The following is a 22,861-nucleotide window of genomic DNA, read 5'->3' on the forward strand; positions in this document are numbered from 1 at the left end:
AAAAAATGCCAAATATTTTAGAAACCCTGCAAGATGAAAGCCGCTTTGACAAAATAAAGAAAAGTATTAACAAAGTTAATCAAGGTGTAGAAAATCTGAGCGATATTGCTGAAAATTTAGCCGATCAAACCGTTGATGCAGTTGAGTCTGGAATGCGACTGGGATATGCTTATGCACAGGTAGAAGAAGCTGAAGAAAAGCAATCCGTTAACTCTGATGAATATATTGATGTTGAAGTTGCATCTTTATCACCCAATACATCTCAGGTTCTCGAACAAGAATATCTCAAAAATGCAGATTATTGGACAAAAGATTCTTTAAAAGCTCGTTTTGGGAGTTGTCAGAAAGCTTATCAATACTTACAGAAAACTTATGGTTTTAAGTTTCAACCCAGTTGGGATAAAGTTCTAGAAGCTTTTAATACGGGTGGAAAAAAGGAAAGTCTAACTCTTGAACAGGAAGTAGAAACTTTAAAACAAACCGTGAGTTTACAACAACAGCAACTCCACAAGTTAGAACAACAAAATACTCTGTTAGAAGCCAAACTGAATGAAGTTTTGAGATTGCTGAATTCTGCTAGCTAAGGGGTGGGGCGGGTTTTACAGTGAACAGTAGACAGTGAACAGAGAATCTTGATCACGAATATCTGCAAGAACTGTAAACTGTTTTCACTGGTCACTGCATAACTGATAACTGATAACTGTTCTGAACCCGCCCCTACAAATAGATTTTAATTCGTTTTATTGAGGAAAAATAATGAATAATTCTCACAATTTTAACACAATCAAACCCCTAACAGAAGCAACAACATTTGCACTCGCAGGAGTCACAACAGGCGCCAGTTTAGCCACAACAATAGGAGGGATGGGGTTAGTGGGTGGGTTTGGTGGGGTTGCAGTGGGAAGCCTACCCATTACTTTAACAGGTGGCGTTGTAGGTGTGGCGGCTTATGGTGCAAAACAAGCCATTCAACAATCAGATTCTTCTGTTATTTTACCTCTGGTTGGAGGTGCGATCGCAGGCGTAGGGGTTGCGAATATTGTTGGGGGAATGGGGTTAACTGTTGGGGGAACTGCTGTTAGTATTGGAGTTGTACCTGTCGCCACAGCAGGCGCAATTCTGGGGTTAGCGGGATATGGGTTTCAACAGATGATCGAACATTATTCAACTGTTAAAAATTCGCCCGCGAAACAATGGGAATATGCAATTTATCGGAAATTGAATGAAGATTTAGGCGCAGCAAAAAAAGCCAAGTTAGAAGCAGATCAAGCCAAACGAGATGAATTCTGGAAACAGCGAGATGCTGAATTTAAACAGAATAAATTGATGTGATTTAATTTTAATTAAAAACACCGACCTTTAGAACAGATTCAAAAAAGTCGGTGTCTCTAAAACCTCAAAATCAAAGTCTTGTTACTGAACTCCAATGATTTGATAAATGACAGAATTGATAATTCCTAATGCAATTGAACCAATTAAAGCACTTAGGACTCCCCATTGCAAACGAAATCCTGAAACTAACCAAGCCGCTAATCCAAAAACTGCCATATTCAGAATAACGCCAACGATAAAGGTAGAGAAAACGGCATCTAGGGGAACCGCTAACCGAATCAAAAAAGGTCGAACCAAAACATTTAAAACTCCAAAAATAGCCGCCGACCATAAAGCTTTTTGAAAGCTATCAATTTCAACGCCAGTAATCGGACGAAGTTGAGCAATAACAAACAAACTAATCGCATTAACAACCCAAATAATTAGTAAATTAACGGGGTTGTCCATTATATTGTCCATCTGAGTTTCCTCTTCAGTGATGTTTTTTGGATTACACCCTAAACATTAAACCGGAATAGTAGCACATCTCCTTCTTGTACAGTATAATCTTTACCTTCTGAACGTACCAACCCTTTTTCTTTCGCCGCAGTCATCGAACCTGTCGTGACTAAATCTTGATAAGCAACGGTTTCCGCGCGAATAAAACCTCGTTCAAAATCGGTATGAATAACACCTGCGGCTTGCGGGGCTAACATTCCGGCTTGAATTGTCCAAGCGCGAGTTTCTTTTGGCCCAGTGGTTAGAAAGGTTCGTAAACCTAACAGTTGATAAGTGGCTTTAATCAAAGATTTTAAACCACCTTCTTTCACGCCCAAAGACTCGAGAAAATCCGCTCGTTCTTCTGGGGGTAATTCAATCAATTCTGACTCAACTTGAGCCGAAATAATCACCACTTGAGCATTTTCTTTAGCAGCAATTTCTCTAACTTGTTCAACCCATTTATTCCCGGTTGCTAAGTCTTCTTCGGAAACATTAGTTGCGTAAATAATCGGCTTTTGAGTTAACAATTCTAAGACTTTCACGGCTTCGATTTCTTCGTCAGTTAAGTCGGCTTGTCGAGCCGCTTTTCCGGCGTCTAATACTGCGGTGATTTTCTCTAACGCGCCTAACTCTAATTGAGCCTCTTTACTGGTACGGGCTAGCTTACGAACTCGTTCTATCCGACGTTCGATTTGTGCTAAATCGGCGAGTCCTAATTCTAGGTTAATGATCTCAATATCGCGTACCGGATCTATGGAACCAGAAACATGAATAATATCATCATCCTCGAAACAACGAACCACATGAATAATCGCATCAACTTGACGGATATTCGCCAAAAATTTATTTCCCAATCCTTCACCTTGACTGGCGCCTTTCACCAATCCTGCAATATCAACAAATTCAATCCGAGTGGGGACTATTTGTTCAGAATTGGAAATTTTAGCTAACACCTCTAGGCGCTCATCGGGTACGGCGACAACACCCACATTCGGTTCAATCGTACAAAACGGAAAATTCGCGGCTGTGGCTTTAGCATTAGCAACGACAGCGTTAAAAAGGGTTGATTTACCAACATTCGGAAGTCCAACAATTCCAGCTCTGAGCATATCGCAGATTAAAAGGTGTTACCCCTGTAACAATAGCAGACAAAACGCTCTTTTTGTGAACCTTTTTTATGAATTCGGGTTGTTTAGGTTTACTCCGACTTCAACGGTTTGAGAAGAAAGCGATTTCGTCCTTCTATTTTAGCTTGGTAGAGTGCTTGATCGGCAATTTTAATCAAGGTAACAGGAGACGCTTCACAACAAGGAATTCCCCCAGAAACGCCAATACTAAGCGTCACAAATGCGCTAATTTCCGAAGCGGAATGAGGAAGCGCTAGGGTTTGTATAGCAGCTTGAATTCGTTGAGCCATATGAATGGCGCCTTGAGCGGAAGTATTGGGTAAAATAATCCCAAATTCTTCACCCCCATAGCGAGCCACTAAATCAGCCGGACGCCGAATAACTTGGTGAAGCGTTTGAGCGACTTTGATTAAACATTCATCTCCGGCGAGATGTCCGAAAGTATCGTTGTAAGTTTTAAAACAGTCAATGTCACACAAGATTAAAAATAAAGATTGTTGCTCTCGACATAACCGCAACCATTCTTGATTTAACATCTCATCAAAACTACGACGGTTAGGAATTTGCGTTAAACCATCTAGAGTCGCTAAGGTTAATAAAGTTTTATTTTTAGCTTCAAGTTTTTGATTAATTAAATGCTCTTGTTCTATCTTTTCTTGGAGTTGTAGAGACATTCGTCGCACTCGCATTAACCCTTCGATTCTTAAAAAGAGTTCGGGTTTTTCAATCGGACTAAAAATGACTTCATCAACACTTTTCCACACTTGATCGGTTAAGTGTTTCGCTTGTTGTCGAGGCGTAATTAATAAAAAGGGTAAAAAAATCGGTTCTAAAACGGTTCGTTGATATTGTATATATTGATAATATTTTTTGAGCATTATTCCATCTAGCAAACACAAATCAAAAGGTTCTTCTAGTGCTTGCTCATTATCACCCCAAATCATTTGATAGTGATGCTCAAGCAGTTCAACTAAAAGACGACAATTTTCTTTGTGAGCAATTAACAAGAGTAAAGTATTATTCATCACAGTTTACCAATAAAACTGCCAATTCTGTTCTGTAACTGACCCTAACAAGAGTGGCACTAAAACTAGGGTCATTCAAGTCTAGCCCTTTGGAAAAACTCTTAGATCATCGATTTTTATCTGAAAAGTCTCACCTTTCATCAGCGAGTTTTACCAAGCTTATTTGTTACTTTTATTTGAAGTTTTCCCGTTCATCAAAGCGGATAAATTCGGGATTTCCACTTAGCATTCCCCGCAGGTTTGTCAAGGGTTCGCCGACTTTAATTCCATAACGAGTAATTTCAATTTCTCGCAAGGTTTTTTCAAAATCGCTCAGTCGTTTTTTCAGAACGCCTATCGCTTTGCGAAGTTCCCCTCGAATTTCCAGATACCGCATGAAAATAATGTTATCTGCTAGATAAGAAATCCCCAACTCCGTCACCCTAAAATCGCCTGTGATCCATTCCATTTCATTAATCAATAATGTCGCAACTCCCATATTTTTGAGATAGCGACACAGACTATGAAGATGATTGGTTAAGTTTTCCTGCTGGAAAGAAAGCCGATAACCTGCCATACTATCAATCATAACAATTTGAGCCGAATATTTCTCAACTTCTTGCCGAACGGTATTGGCAAACTCATCGGGTGTGTACAGGAGGGGTTCGATCGACAGAAGATTTAAGGTTCCTCGTTCGATCATGGCTTTTACAGGTATATTGACGGACTCACAGCGACGAATTAATGTTTCGGGTGCTTCTTCAAAACTACAAACTAATGAACGCTCTCCTCGCCCTGCTGCTTCTTTCATAAACTGCATTCCTAACGTCGTTTTCCCTACTCCCGAAGGGCCACTAATAATCGTAATATTTCCTCGTTCTAAACCGCCTTGTAAGAGTTGATCTAAATCAGGAATTCCAGAAGAAATGGTTTCGGGCGCAAAAGATTGTTGAAAGTTCTCGGGAAGCAGTCGAGGAAAAACCACCATTCCGCAGTCTGTTAGTCGTACAGAATGATATCCCGGACGAAAGTTTGAACTGCGAAACTTTAAAATACTGAGGTAACGTCCTTGCTGAGAAAAGTCTAAGTGAATGATACCATCACTAATAAATTGTAAGTCTTCATCTGGAGCTTCTGAACTGCTTTCTGTTGTAAATAATACGGTTATTTTATGCTCTTTTAAAAATCGTAAAAAAGCACTCACTTGTTTTCTGAAAATAAACGGATCATTCGCTAAATAGCGAAATTGAGTCATCGAATCAATAAAAACTCGCTGAGGTTTGAGCCTTTCAACTTCCTCAACAATTTTTTGAGTGAGGGGATCTCGTTCAACATCCGCAGGTGAAAAAATATCATAGCTTTGAACTTGAGTAAAAAAATCAGAACTCGGACTCAAATCCAGAAAATGAATAGAATTTACATCAAAATTCAATTCTGAACCAATGTGACGTAACTGAGCTTCAGATTCTCCTAAAGTAATAAATAGGCTGGTTTCTCCAATTGAATGACCAGCCTGCAAAAAGTGCATTCCAATCGTTGTTTTACCACAACCTGGCCCTCCCCTGACTAAATAAGCGCGTTCTGAAATAAACCCCCCATAAAGAACTTCATCTAAGCCAATAATCCCTGTTGAAAGTCGAGCTTGAGTCATGTTTTGAATTGCAACCAATACTAAAAGCTTTATTAAATCTTTAACAAAATTATCCTTTAATCATCATAGCCTAATGAATGACCTTTCAAAACTCTAATTTTAGAGGATGATGTTGTTGCCAAAAAATTTCAGTAGAAATTCCTATCCGATTTTGAGCAGAGGTTGGAACTTCTCAATACAGTTACAGGTTTGGCGATCGCCAAAAATGATCATCTTTTAACTCTCTTTCACCCAACGCTCCACTGCTTCCCATCCTTTTCCTTGTCGAACTAAAATCGGCTCATCCTCAGTTAAATCGAGAATGGTAGACACTTGATAACCCGGATCAGAAGTATCATCAACAATGATATCCACCAACTTTTCTAAACTATCAAATAACTCCGCTTTCCCGAGATTTCTTGTCATCTCCAGGCTGACAGGTGCTTCTCCTTCTTCTTCATTGGTAATATGAGCCGAAGTCGAAATAATTGGATTACCCAACTTCTCAATTAATGTTAAACAAAAATTATTATCAGGGACTCGAATACCTGTAGTTTTTCGCTTAGGAGACATCACCAGACGCGGTACCAGCTTCGTCGCCGGGAGTAAAAACGTATAGCTTCCCGGAATTAATCGTTTAATAATTCGATAAGCCTGATCGCTGACAATTGCATAGTTAGAAATATTTGACAATGACGAACACAGGAACGTCAACGGTTTATCATTAGAAAGTTGCTTGATTTGTCGTACCCGTTCAACGGCTGACTTAACATTAAGATCGCAGCCGATCGCATAAACGGTATCCGTCGGATAAAGCATCACCGCGCCAGATCGCAGATCCGCAATTACCTTTGTGATCGCCCGTTCTTGGGGGTTTTGGGGATGAACTTCGTAGTAAGTCGCCATAATTTTTAATTCTAGAACTTCAGTGGATTCAACGTTTAAAGTTTAAATTAGATCGTCAGGATGTTAACGAACCATGACCAAAATTGCCTATCTTCAATGTTCAACGGGTATCGCAGGGGATATGTGTTTGGGTGCTTTAGTTCACGCCGGAGTACCCCTCGAATATATTGCTGAAAAGTTAGAGCGTTTGGGGCTTTCCTCAGAATATCGGCTTTGGGCTGAACCCACTCACCGCAATGGTCAGTTAGCCACAAAAGTTCATGTCGATCTCACCCATTCCCCTCACGATCATTCTCACCACCATCATCACCCTGATCATCCTACTCCAGTTCGTCATCTCCCTGACATCGAGAATATTATTCTATCCGCTCAATTACCCAAACAAGCCGAAGCTTGGAGTTTAGCTATTTTCCGCCAACTCGCTGAAGCTGAGGGGGCAGTTCACGGCATTTCACCGCAAAAAGTTCATTTTCACGAAGTCGGGGCGACAGATGCCATTGTAGATATCGTTGGCACTTGCTTAGGCTTGGACTGGTTGAAAATTGAACAGTTGTATTGTTCGGCGTTACCCACCGGAGGAGGCGTCATTCGGGCGGCTCATGGCCAGTTACCCGTTCCTGCACCTGCGGTATTAAAGTTATTAGAAACCCGCCAAGTTCCAGTTTACAGCAATAATATCGAACGAGAATTAGTTACACCCACCGGAGCGGCGATCGCTATAACTCTCGCTCAAACCTTCGGACAACCTCCAGCAATGTCAATTCAAAAAGTCGGTTTAGGTGCAGGTTCAAAAGATTTACCCCTACCGAATATTTTACGACTTTGGATCGGGGAATCTTCCCAAAATACAATGTCTCATCACGTTTCCTCAACCTCTAACCATTCTTCAGTTGAAATCGAAACTATTTCTGTTTTAGAAACCCAAATAGACGATCTCAGTCCCCAAGCGATCGCCTTTACCTTAGAAGAATTATTAGCCGTCGGTGCGTTGGATGTATTCACTCAACCCATCACCATGAAAAAATCTCGTTTGGGCATCTTATTAACCGTCATTTGTCATCCTGAAAAACAATCCGTTTGTGAGGATATCTTATTTCGCCAAACCACAACATTAGGCATTCGTTCGACCCAACAAAAACGGCGAATTTTACACCGAGAAATGCAAACAGTTGAAACATCCTACGGTTCAGTTTCGATAAAAGTTGCCTATTCAGGAGAAAATATCGTTAATGTTCAACCCGAATATGAAGACTGTGCTAAACTCGCTCGACATCATCATGTAACTTGGTTAGATGTTCATCGAACAGCATTAGAAAATTGGCATCGTTCTCAGCGTAACCTCTCCCCAACCCTCTCCTGAAAGGCGAGGGAGCCAATAGCTTCCTCCTTTTTATTAATAAATGGAGAGGGAGCCAATAGCCTCCTCCAACCCCCCTTTCTAAGGGCAGGGCTGTTTCAAAGTCGATAAACATTTGCTTAGAACCTCTCCCCCAACCCCTCTCCACCTCTCCCTACCCTCTCCTACGAGGAGAGGGAAATGGTGTCCCTATGGGACTATTATTTAATGGAGAGGGGAGTATTTTTTTTTATTATTAAATGTCTAAAACTATTAATTACTCCTCCTTCCAAATAAAAAACTTTTTTCCTTTTCCCTCTCCTTGTAGGAGAGGGCTAGGGAGAGGTAGGGAAGGGGGTTGGGGGGTTAGGTCATCAAATTTCTGGTTGAGAATGAAACGGCCCTGCTTTCTAAGGGGGGCTAGGGGGGATTGGGGGAGGTTGGTGGGGGTTAGTTGGAAATAAATGGTAAGGGGAGAATTTTAACGTTTAAGCCGCTTGAGGAGGACTCGGTAACGACAAACTCGACGCCAACACCATAGGCGGTTCAGGCGAAAAAGTGCTTAAGTCAAACCAAGCAAAAGCGGTTCCATCTGGGTTGTATTTTTCTCCAAATTGAATAGAACTTTTATGACGACGAATCATGTGCGATCGCCAACTTTTTAGGTTAATAATAAACCAGGGATTAATCGTTGTTTGAGTTTCGGAAACGGCGTGTCCATAAAATAAATAATCCCCCCAACCGTCGGTAATTTTTTGAAGTTCGGTGTTTTTTCCCGATGGAATACGACTCCGCAAGGTGAACTGATAGGGATATTTCGCCGCAAAACCCGGACGTCGAACCCGACAGGCGATCGCTAAGTTTCGAGCGTTCAGTAAAATAAGATCAGTGGCTTGCTGGCGATCCATTTCTAGGGAGGATTGAACAATTAGATGTTCTCCCAAAATGGCTTTAATAGTCGGAAGATATTTATTTGACCATTCTTTATTGTTTTCGTAAATCATCATGTTCAGTTATCCTCAATCTCTCTACGACTTCATTCTGGAAAAAAACGAAGAATTTGTCGGTACTATAAATTAAGGAGTTGAAAGTCCGATTTGGTACTGAAAAGTAACATTAAGTCACATCACGAGTTTATATGGGTTGTTCTATGAACGTAGAAGAAGCATTAGAAATCGCAGATAAAGCCATTTTTGACAAGACAGGGAAGCATCTGACTGATGTACAGAGGTCTATATTTGTGGGTTCTTTGAAAGATCAGGAGTATAAGGTAATTGCACAAACTTGTTATCGAGAAGAACAGCACGTTAAAAACGAAGGAGCGAAACTTTGGAAGCTACTGTCAAAAGCACTCGAAGAAAAAGTTAGTAAGAAAAACTTTCAAGCTGCAATAGAAAGAAAAAAAGAATCTAACTCTACCCCAACTCCATCACCTGAACAAGAAACAGTCTTTAATGAGGAATGCGATCAACAAGAAGATGATATTGATGTGTTGGTTGCAGAAGTGCGATCGCATTTTCAGCGAGAACTTAACAAACAATGCAAAAGCCTAGAACTCTTTGATCTGTTTTATAATCCTTTGGAAGTTCATCTAGATGAAATTTATGTTGATCCTAATCTTAATGAGTTGAAGCCGTTCGGTGTAATGGGTGAAACTCAACTTTGGAAACAGGTTGTACTGGAAAATACTAATTTAATTGTGTTGGGTTGTCCCGGTGCAGGTAAAACTACGCTGTTAAAACATATTGCGACTCACCTTGATGAACTGAATTTTCCAACTCAGCTAATACCTATTTTCATCAAGTTAAACTCTGTTCATAAAATTGTTGATTTTGAGAGCCAGACTGATTTTATTAGTTGCGTCATCAGAAAACAATATAGTAAGCAGTACGTCTCAGAAGATAAACTAAAACTTTTACTGTCTCAAGGACGATTTATTTTATTATTAGATGGTTTGGATGAAGTTCCGCAGCAATATATAGATCAAATTATTGAAGGTATTGATTTGTTAAAATCTTCAGACTATCAGGAAAATAAGCTGGTGATTTCTTGTCGAAAGGAATATGAAGCATATAAATCAACCCGATTTACCAAATTCAAACAATTTCAAATCAAAGAGTTTGACTTAAAAAGTCAGATTCCCCAGTTTGTGGAAAACTGGTTTAATAATGCTTCTCTACTTTTAAAAAATGATTTATCTGGTAAAGCCAACCTATTAATCGATAAAATACAAAAAAATCAAGGATTAAAAGAGATAGCTTCTACTCCTCTGTTACTTCATTTGATGTGCTTGGTTTTTCTAGAAAAAGATGACTTACCCTCCAAGCGTTCCGAACTTTATGATGAAGCAATAAACTTGATGCTCAAAAATTGGAACAAGTTTAAAGGATGCAATCATCAAACACTATCTGATTCGGAAATTGAGTTAGTTAGAAAAGCTTTAACTCAAATAGCAGCAATCTCTTTTGAACAAGATAGATTAGACTTTGAAGAACATGAGGTTAGACATTTATTAAAAGATTGTCCTCTGAGTCTTTCGGAAATACAAGTTCAGTCGGGATTAATTGTTAAACAAAGTTGGAGAAAGTACGCTTTTCCTCACAAAACTTTTCAAGAATATTTAACTGCCGAGTCTATTGTGAATAGTTGTGATCCGTCTTCAATAGAAGATCAAATATTGAATAATTTTGCTAGTCATATTACTGAACAACGCTGGCGAGAAGTCTTTTTATTAGTTATTGGAATGTTACCTAATGCTGGCTGTTTATTGCTAATTTTGAAAACAAAAGTTGATCGGATTATAGCTAATGAGCAGAAATTACAAAATGTTCTCGCTGAGATTCACAAAAAATCTCTATCAGTTGAAACTCAATACAAATCAGTTTTTATTAGAGTGTTGAGCTTTGAAAGGAGTTTTAATAGTATAGTATTATCTATTATGTTCAGTAATTTTAATTTATCTTTTTTTATCCCAGAAGATATTGACAATAATCGCAAGGATACTTTTTTCCTTTTGTCAAATTTTTTTAATGTTGATTTTGGCACTTTGAAACGCAAGCTATTATTAGATCGATTTATATTTAAGCGGGGGAACTTTGTTGGACTAAAAAGGGAAGAAATAAAGGAATATCTATTTTATCAATGGTCGCCCGAAGAAAAGTGCAATTATAACAAAATCAAATCCGAACTCATAAAACTAGAAATAGCAACCTTAAAAAGAACCCAAGTAAATATAAGTCAAAAAGGATGGATGAGACAATACTATGAAAGCAATATATTTTTAATGGAGTGTCTGAGAAGTAATTGCAGTGTAAGTCCTGAAGTTCGAGAAGAAATCGAAGAAACGCTACTACTTCCGATTGAAGAAATTGAAAAATGGAAACAACAACATCGCCCCAACAGTTAAATACTTCCAAGCAAAAGGATTATGATTGATCGCGATCCTCCTGTAAAAGTTGTAAGGTAGAAGGCCCAGAGTTAGGGGGATTCCAAATATGAGAATCAATCGAGTTAAAGAGTTGTTGCAATTGCTGTTTATTGAGTTTTTCTTGGATCACGTTATGTTGTCTAAGTCTTTCATCAACAATGGAAATAACTAGGGTTTTTAATTGTTCAATGCTGAGATTCGATAAAGGTTGTGATACCATAATCTTTATGTTGTACCGTTATTATCATTACAGCCTAACAAGATCCGGTGAAATCGGGTACTGTGCATGAGACAATCGCCTCTTAAGTTGTAGCTAGGGTTAAGTGAAGTGAAACTTAATATTTGATTTATTAAAAATGGCTCACTCTAAGATCGCACAAAACCCCCCTTGTCAGACGATTATTTTTATGATAGGATTCATCGCTGAAATTCTCGATTAGATATTAGGAGAGCGTATGAAACTTCACAGCATTTTTTTGACCATTTTTTTGGCGATCACTATTCTTTTCAGTGGCTTTGGCTGCTTCCTACCTGTTCAAGCAAATCCGATTGAAAATACATTGATACAGATTGCTGAATCCCCAACACCTGTAACCTACATGACTCCGCAAAATGCGAATGAAATTGCGGTTCAAATTAAAGAAGGTGAATTCTTTTTCGCAGAAATTCTCAAGCGAACTACAGGCAACAATTTTATCGCTACAGATGGACGAGTTCGCGTCATGTATGATCGTGATACAGGTCGAGTTGTCGTGATTAACGAGGTGACAGGTGATGAATTCTACAACTACTTTTTCTCGGAAGTAGATGAAGGTTCTCTCTAGTTTCAGGAGTGCTGACTGTGGTCATACAGAGTTGACATCTAGGATGCTAATCAAAAAGTAAAGCAGGACAGTTAATATCATGGGGAAGGATTTCAAGATTCCTCCCCAAAAATACTATATAATCGGGTTAAATACTCACAAAAAAGGATCATGTAGCGATCGCCTGCAAAGTCCCAATCAATGAAACTCAAACAACAGTTGACTCAACCCCTACATGAACCCTAATTAAACTACAGATTTTCTGTTGCAAAAGTATTGCATTCGTCAATATTTCCCGTTTGTAAACCTTGGTTAAACCAACGAACTCGTTGAGCCGAAGTTCCATGAGTAAACGAATCCGGTACCACATAACCTTGAGATTGCCGTTGTAAATGATCATCCCCAATACTACTGGCTGCATTCATCGCTTCTTCTACATCCCCTTGTTCGAGAACTTGTTCAGCTTTTTGAGTTCGATTTGCCCAAACTCCGGCAAAACAATCCGCTTGCAATTCTTGTCGCACAGAAAGTTCATTAGCGCTGACTTTATCAACTTTACGTTGTAAATTATTCACCTGTTGGGAAATACCCAATAAAGTTTGAACATGATGTCCGACTTCGTGAGCAATAACATAAGCTTGAGCAAAATCTCCCGGTGCATTCAGGCGGTTCTTAAGTTGTTTATAGAAACTCAAGTCAATATAAACTTTTTGATCCCTCGGACAGTAAAAAGGGCCTGTCGCCGCTTCAGCATAACCACAAGCCGACTCAACCGCATCCGAAAATAAAACTAATTCCGGTTCGACATAAGTTTCACCTCTTTCACGAAAGATTTGCTGCCAAGTATCCTCGGTATAACCGAGAACAACAGAAACAAAATCAACTAATTCTTCCTCCTCTGGAGAACGACGAACTGAAGAATCTGGATAAGAACTTTGTTCACGCGGTTCTTGTAAAATAATGCCAGGATCGATGCCTAAAAATAGTGCAGCGAGTGCTAGAAGAATTGAACCAATCCCTCCACCTATAGCGATACGACCTCCAGGAGAACTCCCCCGTCTATCCTCCACATTGTCACTGCGACGCCCCAATTGCCAACGCATAGATGATCACCCTCCACAGGTTTTTTTGCTAGAAATAGAATTAATTTTAGCTCAATATTAAGCTGAATCCAAGCTATTCTTTCTCTTCCTAATGGAAGAATTCGCTTCTTTTGTACCGAGAAAACTTGTGTAGAGTTAGCCCTGGAGTGTTAGGTCGAGAATCTAGATCTTAACCCATTGAGAAAATTTTCAGAATAGTGATCTGTCAGCTTCTCAGAACAGTCAAAAATGTTTCCAGGCGATCGCTTGCGATTCTGAGATAAGAGTGTCAAAATATGTAGAAAATCTCAAATGCTCTATAAAGCCTTAGATTCTTGTGACAGGTCAAGAAGCCACCTCGGGTCATACAAGACAAGCCGCCTCAGAACATCCTTCTCGGGCTGATAGCTACTATTGCTTATTAGGGCTGCATCCTTCAGCTTCAGCAATAGAGATTCGCCGAGCCTATCGAGAACTGAGCAAGCGTTATCATCCAGATACAACGCAGTTAGCCAAAACCGTCGCCACCGCCAAGTTTCAACAGCTTAATGAAGCCTACGCAACGCTTAGTAATCCTGAGCGCCGTCAAGCCTATGACATCGAGATTCGCTATTCTCGCTATAATGTCATTCAACCAACTCATCCTGTGAATGATTTTAGGGTAAACCATTCACAGAGTTCTTCTTCCTCAGCTTACCTCGATCCAACAGATCGCCCCTTATCCGCCGGAGAACTCTTTGCTTTATTTATCATGGTATTTAGCTTAATTGCTTGTTTGATTCTGGCAATTGTCATCGGTTTAACTCGCTCAGATGTAATTCTAGAACCCATTCAGCCACCCACAGCCATGATAGACTTAAAACTTGTTTCCGCTCAAGCGGTGAGTTGCTACCTCGAAATTAACAACTAAATGAACAACTAACTTCTATGACTATTGAAAATATTACCTTGCCGTCTTCTCAAACCCCCTTATACAATCACACCCTTCCTAAAATCGAAGAATGGTTGCGATCGCAAGGATGTCAGCAAGATACCCACGAACTGCACTGCTGGCGGATAGAACGATCCACCTGGAAAGCGGAACTGTGGCTAGATGTGGAGCAGATCACAGTCCGCTATATTAACGCCGCAGAAGGAAATCAAGATATCCAACGCTCCTTCAAATATTCCCTCAGTCGTCAGGATATAGAAGAAGCCGTTTTTTCAGGCCCCTAAGCGTTGGATCAAGTAAACGGTTAGCCAGAAAGTTCAGATCTTGCCAAACCGTCGTTCACGTTTTTGATAAGAACAGAGGGCGCGATGAAACTCAGAACTGTCAAAATCCGGCCATAAGGTATCGGTGACATAGATTTCAGCGTAAGCCATTTGCCACAGTAAGAAATTGCTGATCCGCATTTCTCCACTGGTGCGAATCAGCAAGTCAGGGTGAGACAATCCAGCCGTATAAAGATGTTTTTCAAATAAAACTTCATCAATATCATCAGGATTTAATCGTCCTTGCTGAACTTGAGTGGCAATGTCCCGACAAGCGCGGATAATTTCCTGACGCCCGCCATAGTTCGTCGCTACATTAAATAAAATGCCGTGATTGTTGCGCGTAGATACCATCGATTCTTCAATTTTGGCTTGTAGAGAAGTCGGTAAAGCCTTCAAATTTCCTACAAATTGAATTCGTACCTGCTCTTCCATCATCTCACGCAGTTCCCGCATTAACACCCGCTCAAATAAAGCCATTAAAAAATCCACCTCTTCGAGGGGACGGCCCCAGTTTTCCGTCGAAAACGCATAAGCGGTTAAAGCTTCAATTCCCCAATCCCGACAGCAGCGCAACAGTTCTTTGAGCGTGTCCACTCCCTGCCGATGACCCATTGTACGCGGCCAGCCCCGACTTTTCGCCCAGCGACCATTACCATCCATAATGACGGCAATGTGTTTTGGCAGTCGGTTGGGATCGAGGTCGGCAGGTAACTCGTATACAACCCTTTGCTTTGCAGTCATTTTTTCTCCCGAGAAGCTGATGAACGAAGACGAAACACCCGCGATATTAATGCCCATCCCTTTGATCCGATCTGGCGCTTGAGACTTCCAATCGAAATCGGAGTTGCTTTTCTTTCATCACCAGACGGAAATGAACGAGCCTCTAGTAATTCTTTTAGTTTACTGCTAGTTAGCGGTCGATTCAGAACACCTTTCTCTGCTAGCGAGATTGATCCAGTTTCTTCAGAGACGACAACACACAAACATTTAGCTACTCGCTCTGTAATTCCCATCGCAGCGCGGTGACGAGTTCCGAGTTGTCGAGACGCCATCCGTTCAGATAGGGGTAAAATGACTCCGGCGGCAGCTATTCGAGAGGCTCGAATCAAAACTGCACCATCATGGAGTAATGTTTTGGGTTGAAACAGAGTTTGTAGCAGTTCTTTGGACACTTCAGCATTAAGTTTCACACCCGGCACCGAAAAGTCCCGTTCATCAATGGGACTTCCGGTTTCAATAATGATTAAAGCACCTGTACGGTTTTGGGATAGCTCCTTAACAGCTTCTACAATCTGATCAATCACGCTATCCGGTTCGGGGATAGCCTTGCGCCCCCTTCCAAACAGTTGTAAAACTTCTCCTCGACCCAATTGTTCTAGAAACTGGCGAAATTCGGACTGCAACATCACAGCCATTGCTACCGCAGAACCCGTCACCAGACTATTGAGGGCGATTGATAATAATCTCAAGTTTGCCCAGTTGCTGATTGCTGTAGCCAGCATCAGGATGATAAACCCCCTGACCATCCAGAGCGTTCGACGCTCTCCAATGATGACAAGCACCATATATGCGACAGCAAAGACCAGTCCAATATCAATACTGTGAATTAACCAGGACTGCATCCAACCAGGGTCATTACTAGGACCCGATTTCATTGAACTTGATGATAAGATTAACTATTGGTCTTGTGTATGTAATCCAGCAAACCGTTAGAAAGTTCGATCCCCGTCAGGAAAACGCCTCTGTTGAGGAGGATTTGAATTAATCCCAAAGACCTCCCCTCAACGATTATGGTCTTAATCCTCCCCAGATCCCCAGCCTCTGGGTAAGCCTTGACCCTCAGTTTTACCTATCAAACACAGCGTTTCTTATTTGTCCTTGAATGTACCCAGTCGTTCGGGTAGACGATCTTGGCGAATCAAGTCTAGATAGGTTTCTCGTTCTAAAATCAAGTTACTCTCTCCCTGGGAGACTAAAACCGCCGCAGGTCGAGGTAAGCGATTATAGTTAGAGGCCATGCTGTAATTGTAAGCTCCCGTTGTCAGAACCGCCAAAATATCACCCGTTTCCCACTGGGGTAACTGGGCATCTTTGATTAAAATATCTCCTGACTCACAATGTTTTCCTGCGATGGTTGCCGTTTCACTTAAAGGTGCAGACATCCGGTTAGCCAACACCACTCGATAAACGGATTGATAAGTGATCGGACGAGGATTATCTGACATTCCCCCATCTACCGCCACATAGGTGCGAATTCCCGGAATCTGTTTCTGAGAACCGACAGTATAAGCGGTAATACAAGAAGGCCCAACAATCGATCGTCCCGGTTCACATAACAACTTCGGTAGGGCAAGATTTCGCTGTTGACAGGCTTGAACCATCGCCTGGGCTACGGTTTTTACCCAAGTGTCAATACTGGGAGGATCATCGCCTTCAGTGTAGCGAATTCCTAAACCTCCGCCAATATTCACTTCAGAAATATTTAACCCATATTGACTGGCTTTTTCTACAGCTTCTACAATCACCCCAGCCAGATCATCATGGGGTTGCAGTTCAAAGATCTGGGAACCAATATGAGCGTGTAAACCCACACAACTGAGGGAAGGTTGTTGAGCGATCGCACTAAAAACGGCATCAAATTGATTCGGATCAAAGCCAAATTTGCTATCGAGATGACCTGTACGAATATACTCATGGGTATGACATTCGATTCCCGGTGTCAAGCGTACCATGACTCGAATCGGGGCAGATGTCGAGATTTGTTCAGACAACTGCGCCAGCATTTGCAAATCTAGCCAATTGTCGATCACAATCGTACAACCTGTCTCGATCGCCAATTCCAGCTCATCTAAGGATTTATTATTCCCGTGCAGGTAGAGCGTCTTGGGATTAACATTGGCTTGGATAGCGGTGTAGAGTTCACCACCCGAAACCACATCTAAACCTAAGCCTTCTGATGCGACTAACGCACAAATTGCTAGACAACTCCAGGCTTTGGAAGCATACAAAACGAGAGACTCACCCGGATAGTAACGCTCAAAGGCTTCCCGATATTGACGACAAGCGGAACGGAGGGTTTGTTCGTCTACAATGTAGAGGGGTGAGCCAAATCGCTCAACAAGGAGTTTCACATCGCAGCCCCCGATTTCCAAGTGATCCTGATCGTTCACCCGCGCACTCAGGGGTAAGAGTTCCTGGTTCGGTGATCGAGTTTTGGAGATCTCTGTAGATTGAGGTAGATATTGGAGTCCTGACTTTTCCACTTGATGTATATTGAGTTAATCTCGGTGAGCTACTACCCGCCTAATGGCTTGGTCACTTCGGGTTTCATCGGCTTGTAGCCTCTACCCACCGAAGTCAGCTTTGGTCTTCGGGTGTCTCCGCAGCTTTGACTCAACCCAAGTTAGTGCTGACTGATCTGTTGGACTATCCTTAGACCTTGGCAGTCTTCGGGGGTTCGCTTCGGCGCTTGAATACTCTATTGGCTTCTACGCCCTAGAAGGATTTGGCGTAAACACGGGTTTCAGCTTCCCGGAAACGGTGCGAGTCGCACTTATTCCCCCACAGTCACTCAGGCGGGTCAATGACCACCTAGATTGTACATCAAAATTAGGGTTAACAATACTCGGGCTGCTCTTTTCATTGATACAAGGGATTAAACGTGGTTTGCTTAGAACTGCTTGCTTTAACATCAGAACAACTCCCCGCCGCCGTTGAACTCGATCAACAGTGCTTGGGGGGACTGTGGACGCTCTCCGGTTATCAACGAGAGTTAGAAAGTCCCAATAGTGATTTACTCGCTTGGGGGGTTCAAGAGTCTCCGAGTCCCAAATCCGGGCTGAATTTGAGTGTGGAGGTGCCGAATTTGGATTTTATTGCTCCCCCCTCTTTAGTCGGGGTTGGCTGTTTATGGGCGATTTTAGAAGAAGCTCACATTACGCTGTTATTGATTCATCCTGATTATCAAGGGCAAGGTTTAGGACAAGCTTTGTTGTATGCTTTACTAAAGTCGGCTTGGCAACGTCAACTCGAACGAGCAACTTTAGAAGTTAGAGCTTCTAATCATCCCGCCCTTTCTCTTTACCGCAAATTTGGCTTTAAAGAAGCTGGACGACGACGCCATTATTACCCGGATACCGGAGAAGATGCTTTGATTCTCTGGAAAAACGGCTTACAATATCGGGAATTTGAACAATCTCTCGCCGATTGGTATCAACACATTTGCGATCGCTTCCAACACCAACCTTTTAGAAAAAATTAAGATAAAATCCAAGAACCCTGTGAAAATTTGCCGCAAGGGTAATTTGACAGGCGGTTGGAGAATCTCTGACCCGTTATTATAGCTGATCCCACTCAGATGAGAACCCAGGACACGTCCTCAGAAGATTGTGCTAGAATCCATCATTAAATCTAAAACAAACAGTGTTTAACGATTAACACCAGAGACAACCCCTATACAGAATGAAAATTCTGTTCCCAGTAGGTTAGCTCTATGAACTTACCAGCTTCTATCTCCTTCAACCCCAGTTGAAATTGATAATCAAGTTGCTGTTCAATTCTAGGGTCTGTATTCTCCGTTACAGTAATCTTCTGTACAACTCAGACAGAGAATTCGGTGAAAAACTAGACAAACTTTAACTGAGAAATCAGCCCAAGTGCCTAGCGATCAACAACAGAGAAACAGACAAAAAACCGATCCATGAAGAGAAATCTTCGTAGGCTGAAAGGGAAAGGTTGTTAGTCTACTCCCCAATTGGATTTTTCCAGTTGCATCAGACGACTCAGCCCCAACCTAGAGGCTACCCCAGAAAAATTAAACATTGTTATTATCATTTAATTTTTCGGGAGTTGAAAGTGTCACGCTAAAATTAGCGTACGGGTATGCAGCAGGTGGTGGAAATTTGCCATGTTTGAACGCTTCACAGAAAAAGCAATTAAGGTAATCATGTTAGCCCAGGAGGAGGCACGTCGCCTGGGTCATAACTTTGTGGGAACCGAGCAGATCCTTCTGGGTCTGATTGGAGAAGGAACAGGCGTTGCTGCCAAGGTACTCAAATCTATGGGGGTCAACCTCAAAGATGCCCGGATCGAGGTCGAAAAGATCATCGGTCGGGGTTCGGGATTTGTTGCCGTTGAAATTCCCTTCACTCCCCGAGCCAAGCGCGTTCTAGAACTCTCCTTAGAAGAAGCTCGCCAGCTTGGCCATAACTATATAGGTACAGAACATTTACTTCTGGGTCTGATCCGCGAAGGCGAAGGGGTCGCCGCCAGGGTTCTGGAAAATCTGGGCGTTGACCTGACGAAAGTCAGAACTCAGGTGATTCGGATGCTGGGTGAAACGGCAGAAGTCACAGCAGGAAGCAGTGGCAGTCGCACCAAGACTCCAACGCTCGATGAGTTTGGCTCGAATTTAACCCAAATGGCCGCCGAAGGCAAGCTAGATCCCGTCGTCGGTCGTCAGAAGGAAATTGAACGAGTCATTCAAATTCTGGGTCGCCGGACTAAAAATAATCCCGTGTTGATCGGAGAACCCGGTGTGGGTAAAACCGCGATCGCCGAAGGACTCGCTCAACGCATCGCCCAAAACGACATTCCCGATATCCTCGAAGATAAACGGGTCGTTACCCTCGATATTGGTTTATTGGTTGCCGGAACCAAGTATAGAGGAGAATTTGAAGAACGACTGAAAAAAATTATGGATGAGATCCGCTCGGCGGGTAATGTCATCCTGGTGATCGACGAAGTTCACACCCTGATCGGGGCAGGTGCGGCAGAAGGGGCGATTGATGCGGCAAATATCCTCAAACCCGCCCTAGCGCGAGGAGAACTGCAATGTATCGGTGCAACCACCCTCGATGAATACCGCAAGCACATTGAACGGGATGCGGCTTTAGAACGCCGTTTTCAACCCGTGATGGTCGGTGAACCGAGCGTTACCGAAACCGTAGAAATTCTCTATGGTCTACGGGAACGTTACGAACAGCACCACAAGCTGAAAATTTTGGATGAGGCTTTAGAAGCAGCCGCCAAACTCTCAGACCGGTATATTAGCGATCGCTATTTACCCGATAAAGCGATTGACTTGATCGATGAAGCAGGTTCTCGCGTGCGGTTGATTAACTCCCAACTGCCCCCGGCGGCCAAAGAACTGGATAAAGAACTGCGTCAAGTCCTCAAAGAAAAAGACGAGGCTGTACGTTCCCAAGACTTTGATCGGGCAGGAGAACTGCGCGATCGCGAGATGGAAATCAAGTCGCAAATTCGGGCGATCGCTCAAACCAAAAAATCGGAAACCCGCACCACAGAGGATGATTCCCCAATGGTAACGGAAGAAGATATCGCCCAAATTGTTGCCAGTTGGACAGGCATCCCGGTGAACAAACTCACCGAGTCCGAGTCCGAAAAGCTGCTGCACATGGAAGACACCCTGCATCAGCGTCTGATCGGTCAGGAAGAAGCCGTCAAAGCCGTTTCTCGCGCCATTCGTCGCGCCCGTGTCGGCTTGAAGAACCCCAACCGACCGATTGCTAGTTTCATCTTCTCAGGCCCCACTGGAGTCGGTAAAACGGAACTCACCAAGGCGTTAGCGTCCTACTTCTTCGGTTCAGAAGATGCGATGGTGCGCTTAGATATGTCGGAATTTATGGAACGCCATACTGTTTCTAAGCTGATCGGTTCGCCTCCGGGTTATGTGGGGTATAACGAAGGCGGTCAGTTAACTGAGGCGGTGCGTCGGCGTCCTTACACGGTGGTTCTGTTCGACGAAATCGAAAAAGCCCACCCCGATGTCTTCAATATGTTGCTGCAAATTCTCGAAGACGGACGGTTGACTGATGCTAAAGGTCGCACGGTAGACTTCAAGAACACCTTGATCATTATGACGTCCAACATCGGATCGAAGGTGATCGAAAAAGGTGGCGGTGGCTTAGGATTTGAGTTCTCTGAAAACGAATCCGATGCTCAGTATAACCGCATTCGCAACCTGGTTAACGAAGAACTGAAGCAATACTTCCGTCCTGAGTTCCTCAACCGTCTCGATGAGATTATTGTCTTCCGTCAGTTGACGAAGGATGAGGTTAAGGAAATTGCGGTGATTATGCTCAACGAAGTCTTTAGCCGTCTGACGGAAAAAGGCATCAGGCTGGAAATCACTGACCGTTTCAACGAACGTTTAGTTGAGGAAGGCTATAACCCCAGCTACGGCGCTCGTCCGTTGCGTCGGGCGATCATGCGCTTACTCGAAGATAGTTTAGCCGAGGAAATTCTCTCGGGTCGGATCAAGGATGGTGACACCGCTATTGTTGATGTCGATGGCGATGGACAGGTGACTGTTCTGCGCGGAGAAAAGCGGGAATTGTTACCCCAAGCGGCTGAATAAGCGAATAATCAACTCGTATTAACAATTAAGGGTGCGGCATACCGTACCCTTTTTTATTGCTACTATCAAAAAATCAATTACCAAATCAGTCGATGAATCTTTCGGAGTTACCCCAGACTGCTTTTATTGACCCTCAAGGGAAAAATCGTCAGGAAATTGAACAACTGGCGAGTCAAATTTTAGACCTAATATTATCTCACCTAGCTACGGCTGTTGATCATTCACCCCTTCCAGAAATAGGTGACTTAACAGATTTTATCTCAATTCCAGAAACCTCAACGCCAGAGTCGGTTTTACTGGAAAAATTAAACACAATTATTAAAAGTTCAACGAATGCAGCAAATCCCGGTTATATGGGTCATATTGTCAGAAATTAAACGGAATTGAACAAGCAGACTCTATCACGTTTAACCCGCAAAAATGGTTGTATGTGGCGAGAACTTGTGCAATGGTTTTATTTCGAGAGTTTCAACAGTTAGAAACTGAATTTAGAATTAGTGCGCCCTATATGCAAACCGTCGAGGATGTAATGAATTTAGGGGAAATTACTATTCAAGGAACTCGTCATGCAGATGTGTTAAAATTGTGGTTATAACTGCAACATTTAGGCAAAAAGGGTTATGCTCAATTAATTAATGAAAGCTATCAATTAACCGATTATTTATTCCAAGAATTATCAAAAATACAAGATTTAGAAGTGGTGAGTCAACCGGACACAAATATTATCTGTTTTCGGAGTATTCCTGCAAACATTTTACCGGAAGAGCAAGAGCAATGGAATGCTGATTTACAAGCTTATTTACTACAAAATGCTAATATATTTTTGTCACTTCCTCTGTATCGCGGACAACGCTGGTTAAGAATTATTTTACTCAATCCTTACATTAACCAAACGCAACTTGATAATCTCATCCAACAAATTAACACCTTTACTCGTGTAAGACTGACGCATTCTTGACTCTAAAACTTGGGTTTTTTGGATAAAAAATAGCAGTGAGTTCTGGTATTTTTACAAGGATAAAGCCTTATTTAACCACAAAGAGACAAAGAACACAAAGAAATAGAAAAAGAAATCCAACAAATTTTATATGAAATACGG

23 protein-coding genes are annotated in these 22,861 nt (G+C 42.1%); 12 read left to right on the plus strand and 11 right to left on the minus strand.

Annotated elements, in window-relative coordinates; translation table 11 throughout:
• Positions 1-5 precede the first annotated feature (5 nt).
• Together VB836_RS04740 and VB836_RS04745 are read left to right on the plus strand one after the other, a co-directional pair.
• Entirely contained in the window at positions 6-584 is a 579-nt protein-coding gene (locus tag VB836_RS04740; RefSeq protein ID WP_323218240.1) for a hypothetical protein, read from the plus strand.
• Positions 585-756: 172 nt separating this feature from the next.
• Positions 757-1,332, plus strand: coding sequence for a hypothetical protein (locus VB836_RS04745; RefSeq protein WP_323218241.1), 576 nt, complete (start codon positions 757-759; stop codon positions 1,330-1,332).
• Between the two features lie 81 nt (positions 1,333-1,413).
• Here VB836_RS04745 and VB836_RS04750 read toward each other — a convergent pair whose 3' ends face one another.
• The 5 genes from VB836_RS04750 to VB836_RS04770 all read right to left on the minus strand — a co-directional run bounded on the left by VB836_RS04750 (position 1,414) and on the right by VB836_RS04770 (position 6,479).
• Positions 1,414-1,791, minus strand: coding sequence for a phage holin family protein (locus VB836_RS04750; RefSeq protein ID WP_323218242.1), 378 nt, complete (start codon positions 1,789-1,791; stop codon positions 1,414-1,416).
• Between the two features lie 38 nt (positions 1,792-1,829).
• The gene (gene ychF, locus VB836_RS04755; RefSeq protein WP_046278511.1) at positions 1,830-2,921 is read right to left on the minus strand and encodes a redox-regulated ATPase YchF; all 1,092 of its coding nucleotides are present in this window, start codon (positions 2,919-2,921) and stop codon (positions 1,830-1,832) included.
• Positions 2,922-3,010: 89 nt separating this feature from the next.
• Positions 3,011-3,964 carry a diguanylate cyclase domain-containing protein gene (locus VB836_RS04760; RefSeq protein WP_323218243.1) on the minus strand — a complete coding sequence of 318 codons (954 nt, stop codon included), beginning with the start codon at positions 3,962-3,964 and terminating at the stop codon, positions 3,011-3,013.
• A 172-nt stretch (positions 3,965-4,136) separates the two neighbouring features.
• Positions 4,137-5,594, minus strand: a complete 1,458-nt coding sequence (locus VB836_RS04765; RefSeq protein ID WP_323218244.1) for an ATPase domain-containing protein — start codon at positions 5,592-5,594, stop codon at positions 4,137-4,139.
• A 216-nt stretch (positions 5,595-5,810) separates the two neighbouring features.
• Complete coding sequence (locus VB836_RS04770) at positions 5,811-6,479, minus strand: L-threonylcarbamoyladenylate synthase (protein WP_323218245.1); 669 nt, start codon at positions 6,477-6,479, stop codon at positions 5,811-5,813.
• A 73-nt stretch (positions 6,480-6,552) separates the two neighbouring features.
• Here VB836_RS04770 and larC point away from each other — a divergent pair, with 73 nt between their 5' ends.
• Complete coding sequence (larC, locus tag VB836_RS04775; protein ID WP_323218246.1) at positions 6,553-7,839, plus strand: nickel pincer cofactor biosynthesis protein LarC; 1,287 nt, start codon at positions 6,553-6,555, stop codon at positions 7,837-7,839.
• Between the two features lie 464 nt (positions 7,840-8,303).
• On the opposite strand, the gene VB836_RS04780 is transcribed toward larC, so the two are convergent.
• Positions 8,304-8,822 carry a hypothetical protein gene (locus VB836_RS04780; RefSeq protein ID WP_323218247.1) on the minus strand — a complete coding sequence of 173 codons (519 nt, stop codon included), beginning with the start codon at positions 8,820-8,822 and terminating at the stop codon, positions 8,304-8,306.
• Positions 8,823-8,965: 143 nt separating this feature from the next.
• On the opposite strand from VB836_RS04780, the gene VB836_RS04785 reads away from it, so the two are divergent.
• On the plus strand, positions 8,966-11,221 hold the full coding sequence (locus VB836_RS04785; protein ID WP_323218249.1) for an NACHT domain-containing protein: 2,256 nt from the start codon (positions 8,966-8,968) through the stop codon (positions 11,219-11,221).
• A gap of 19 nt (positions 11,222-11,240) precedes the next feature.
• Here VB836_RS04785 and VB836_RS04790 read toward each other — a convergent pair whose 3' ends face one another.
• The gene (locus tag VB836_RS04790; RefSeq protein ID WP_323218250.1) at positions 11,241-11,462 is read right to left on the minus strand and encodes a hypothetical protein; all 222 of its coding nucleotides are present in this window, start codon (positions 11,460-11,462) and stop codon (positions 11,241-11,243) included.
• Between the two features lie 235 nt (positions 11,463-11,697).
• Between VB836_RS04790 and VB836_RS04795 the strand changes: the two genes are divergently transcribed.
• Entirely contained in the window at positions 11,698-12,066 is a 369-nt protein-coding gene (locus VB836_RS04795) for a hypothetical protein (protein ID WP_323218251.1), read from the plus strand.
• 230 nt (positions 12,067-12,296) lie between these two features.
• On the opposite strand, the gene ypfJ is transcribed toward VB836_RS04795, so the two are convergent.
• Complete coding sequence (gene ypfJ, locus VB836_RS04800) at positions 12,297-13,148, minus strand: KPN_02809 family neutral zinc metallopeptidase (protein WP_323218253.1); 852 nt, start codon at positions 13,146-13,148, stop codon at positions 12,297-12,299.
• A 316-nt stretch (positions 13,149-13,464) separates the two neighbouring features.
• Between ypfJ and VB836_RS04805 the strand changes: the two genes are divergently transcribed.
• Both VB836_RS04805 and VB836_RS04810 read left to right on the plus strand, forming a co-directional pair.
• Positions 13,465-14,037, plus strand: coding sequence for a J domain-containing protein (locus tag VB836_RS04805; RefSeq protein WP_323218254.1), 573 nt, complete (start codon positions 13,465-13,467; stop codon positions 14,035-14,037).
• Between the two features lie 32 nt (positions 14,038-14,069).
• A complete protein-coding gene (locus tag VB836_RS04810) occupies positions 14,070-14,342 on the plus strand; it encodes a DUF3143 domain-containing protein (RefSeq protein ID WP_046278533.1) in 273 nt (90 codons plus the stop codon).
• A gap of 33 nt (positions 14,343-14,375) precedes the next feature.
• On the opposite strand, the gene VB836_RS04815 is transcribed toward VB836_RS04810, so the two are convergent.
• The 3 genes from VB836_RS04815 to lysA all read right to left on the minus strand — a co-directional run bounded on the left by VB836_RS04815 (position 14,376) and on the right by lysA (position 17,647).
• Entirely contained in the window at positions 14,376-15,125 is a 750-nt protein-coding gene (locus VB836_RS04815) for an isoprenyl transferase (protein WP_323218255.1), read from the minus strand.
• Positions 15,122-16,039 (minus strand): diadenylate cyclase CdaA, encoded by a 918-nt coding sequence (cdaA, locus tag VB836_RS04820; RefSeq protein ID WP_046278517.1) that lies wholly within the window; start codon positions 16,037-16,039, stop codon positions 15,122-15,124. Before cdaA ends, VB836_RS04815 begins: the two co-directional genes overlap by 4 nt.
• Positions 16,040-16,252: 213 nt before the next feature.
• Positions 16,253-17,647: a diaminopimelate decarboxylase gene (lysA, locus tag VB836_RS04825; RefSeq protein ID WP_323218256.1), complete on the minus strand. Its 1,395-nt coding sequence runs from the start codon at positions 17,645-17,647 to the stop codon at positions 16,253-16,255.
• A 398-nt stretch (positions 17,648-18,045) separates the two neighbouring features.
• Here lysA and rimI point away from each other — a divergent pair, with 398 nt between their 5' ends.
• From rimI to VB836_RS04850, 5 genes are all read left to right on the plus strand, one after another.
• Positions 18,046-18,645, plus strand: a complete 600-nt coding sequence (gene rimI, locus VB836_RS04830) for a ribosomal protein S18-alanine N-acetyltransferase (protein ID WP_323218257.1) — start codon at positions 18,046-18,048, stop codon at positions 18,643-18,645.
• 645 nt (positions 18,646-19,290) lie between these two features.
• Positions 19,291-21,762, plus strand: a complete 2,472-nt coding sequence (locus VB836_RS04835; RefSeq protein WP_046278521.1) for an ATP-dependent Clp protease ATP-binding subunit — start codon at positions 19,291-19,293, stop codon at positions 21,760-21,762.
• A 92-nt stretch (positions 21,763-21,854) separates the two neighbouring features.
• On the plus strand, positions 21,855-22,139 hold the full coding sequence (locus VB836_RS04840) for a hypothetical protein (RefSeq protein ID WP_323218258.1): 285 nt from the start codon (positions 21,855-21,857) through the stop codon (positions 22,137-22,139).
• A gap of 47 nt (positions 22,140-22,186) precedes the next feature.
• The gene (locus tag VB836_RS04845; RefSeq protein ID WP_323218259.1) at positions 22,187-22,357 is read left to right on the plus strand and encodes a hypothetical protein; all 171 of its coding nucleotides are present in this window, start codon (positions 22,187-22,189) and stop codon (positions 22,355-22,357) included.
• A 105-nt stretch (positions 22,358-22,462) separates the two neighbouring features.
• The gene (locus tag VB836_RS04850; RefSeq protein WP_323218260.1) at positions 22,463-22,720 is read left to right on the plus strand and encodes a hypothetical protein; all 258 of its coding nucleotides are present in this window, start codon (positions 22,463-22,465) and stop codon (positions 22,718-22,720) included.
• Positions 22,721-22,861 lie beyond the last annotated feature (141 nt).

The sequence above is a fragment of the Limnoraphis robusta BA-68 BA1 genome (assembly GCF_034932365.1).
Lineage (GTDB): Bacteria > Cyanobacteriota > Cyanobacteriia > Cyanobacteriales > Microcoleaceae > Capilliphycus > Capilliphycus robustus.

Excerpts from the sequence above, each read along its gene's own strand:
- VB836_RS04740 (WP_323218240.1), top strand. The coding sequence starts at position 6 with ATGCCAAATATTTTAGAAACCCTGCAAGATGAAAGCCGCTTTGACAAA.
- cdaA (WP_046278517.1), bottom strand. The coding sequence starts at position 16,039 with ATGAAATCGGGTCCTAGTAATGACCCTGGTTGGATGCAGTCCTGGTTA.
- VB836_RS04790 (WP_323218250.1), bottom strand. The coding sequence starts at position 11,462 with ATGGTATCACAACCTTTATCGAATCTCAGCATTGAACAATTAAAAACC.
- ypfJ (WP_323218253.1), bottom strand. The coding sequence starts at position 13,148 with ATGCGTTGGCAATTGGGGCGTCGCAGTGACAATGTGGAGGATAGACGG.
- VB836_RS04780 (WP_323218247.1), bottom strand. The coding sequence starts at position 8,822 with ATGATGATTTACGAAAACAATAAAGAATGGTCAAATAAATATCTTCCG.
- larC (WP_323218246.1), top strand. The coding sequence starts at position 6,553 with ATGACCAAAATTGCCTATCTTCAATGTTCAACGGGTATCGCAGGGGAT.
- VB836_RS04770 (WP_323218245.1), bottom strand. The coding sequence starts at position 6,479 with ATGGCGACTTACTACGAAGTTCATCCCCAAAACCCCCAAGAACGGGCG.
- VB836_RS04750 (WP_323218242.1), bottom strand. The coding sequence starts at position 1,791 with ATGGACAATATAATGGACAACCCCGTTAATTTACTAATTATTTGGGTT.
- VB836_RS04815 (WP_323218255.1), bottom strand. The coding sequence starts at position 15,125 with ATGACTGCAAAGCAAAGGGTTGTATACGAGTTACCTGCCGACCTCGAT.
- VB836_RS04765 (WP_323218244.1), bottom strand. The coding sequence starts at position 5,594 with ATGACTCAAGCTCGACTTTCAACAGGGATTATTGGCTTAGATGAAGTT.
- VB836_RS04760 (WP_323218243.1), bottom strand. The coding sequence starts at position 3,964 with ATGAATAATACTTTACTCTTGTTAATTGCTCACAAAGAAAATTGTCGT.
- VB836_RS04745 (WP_323218241.1), top strand. The coding sequence starts at position 757 with ATGAATAATTCTCACAATTTTAACACAATCAAACCCCTAACAGAAGCA.
- VB836_RS04795 (WP_323218251.1), top strand. The coding sequence starts at position 11,698 with ATGAAACTTCACAGCATTTTTTTGACCATTTTTTTGGCGATCACTATT.
- ychF (WP_046278511.1), bottom strand. The coding sequence starts at position 2,921 with ATGCTCAGAGCTGGAATTGTTGGACTTCCGAATGTTGGTAAATCAACC.
- VB836_RS04835 (WP_046278521.1), top strand. The coding sequence starts at position 19,291 with ATGTTTGAACGCTTCACAGAAAAAGCAATTAAGGTAATCATGTTAGCC.
- VB836_RS04785 (WP_323218249.1), top strand. The coding sequence starts at position 8,966 with ATGAACGTAGAAGAAGCATTAGAAATCGCAGATAAAGCCATTTTTGAC.
- VB836_RS04840 (WP_323218258.1), top strand. The coding sequence starts at position 21,855 with ATGAATCTTTCGGAGTTACCCCAGACTGCTTTTATTGACCCTCAAGGG.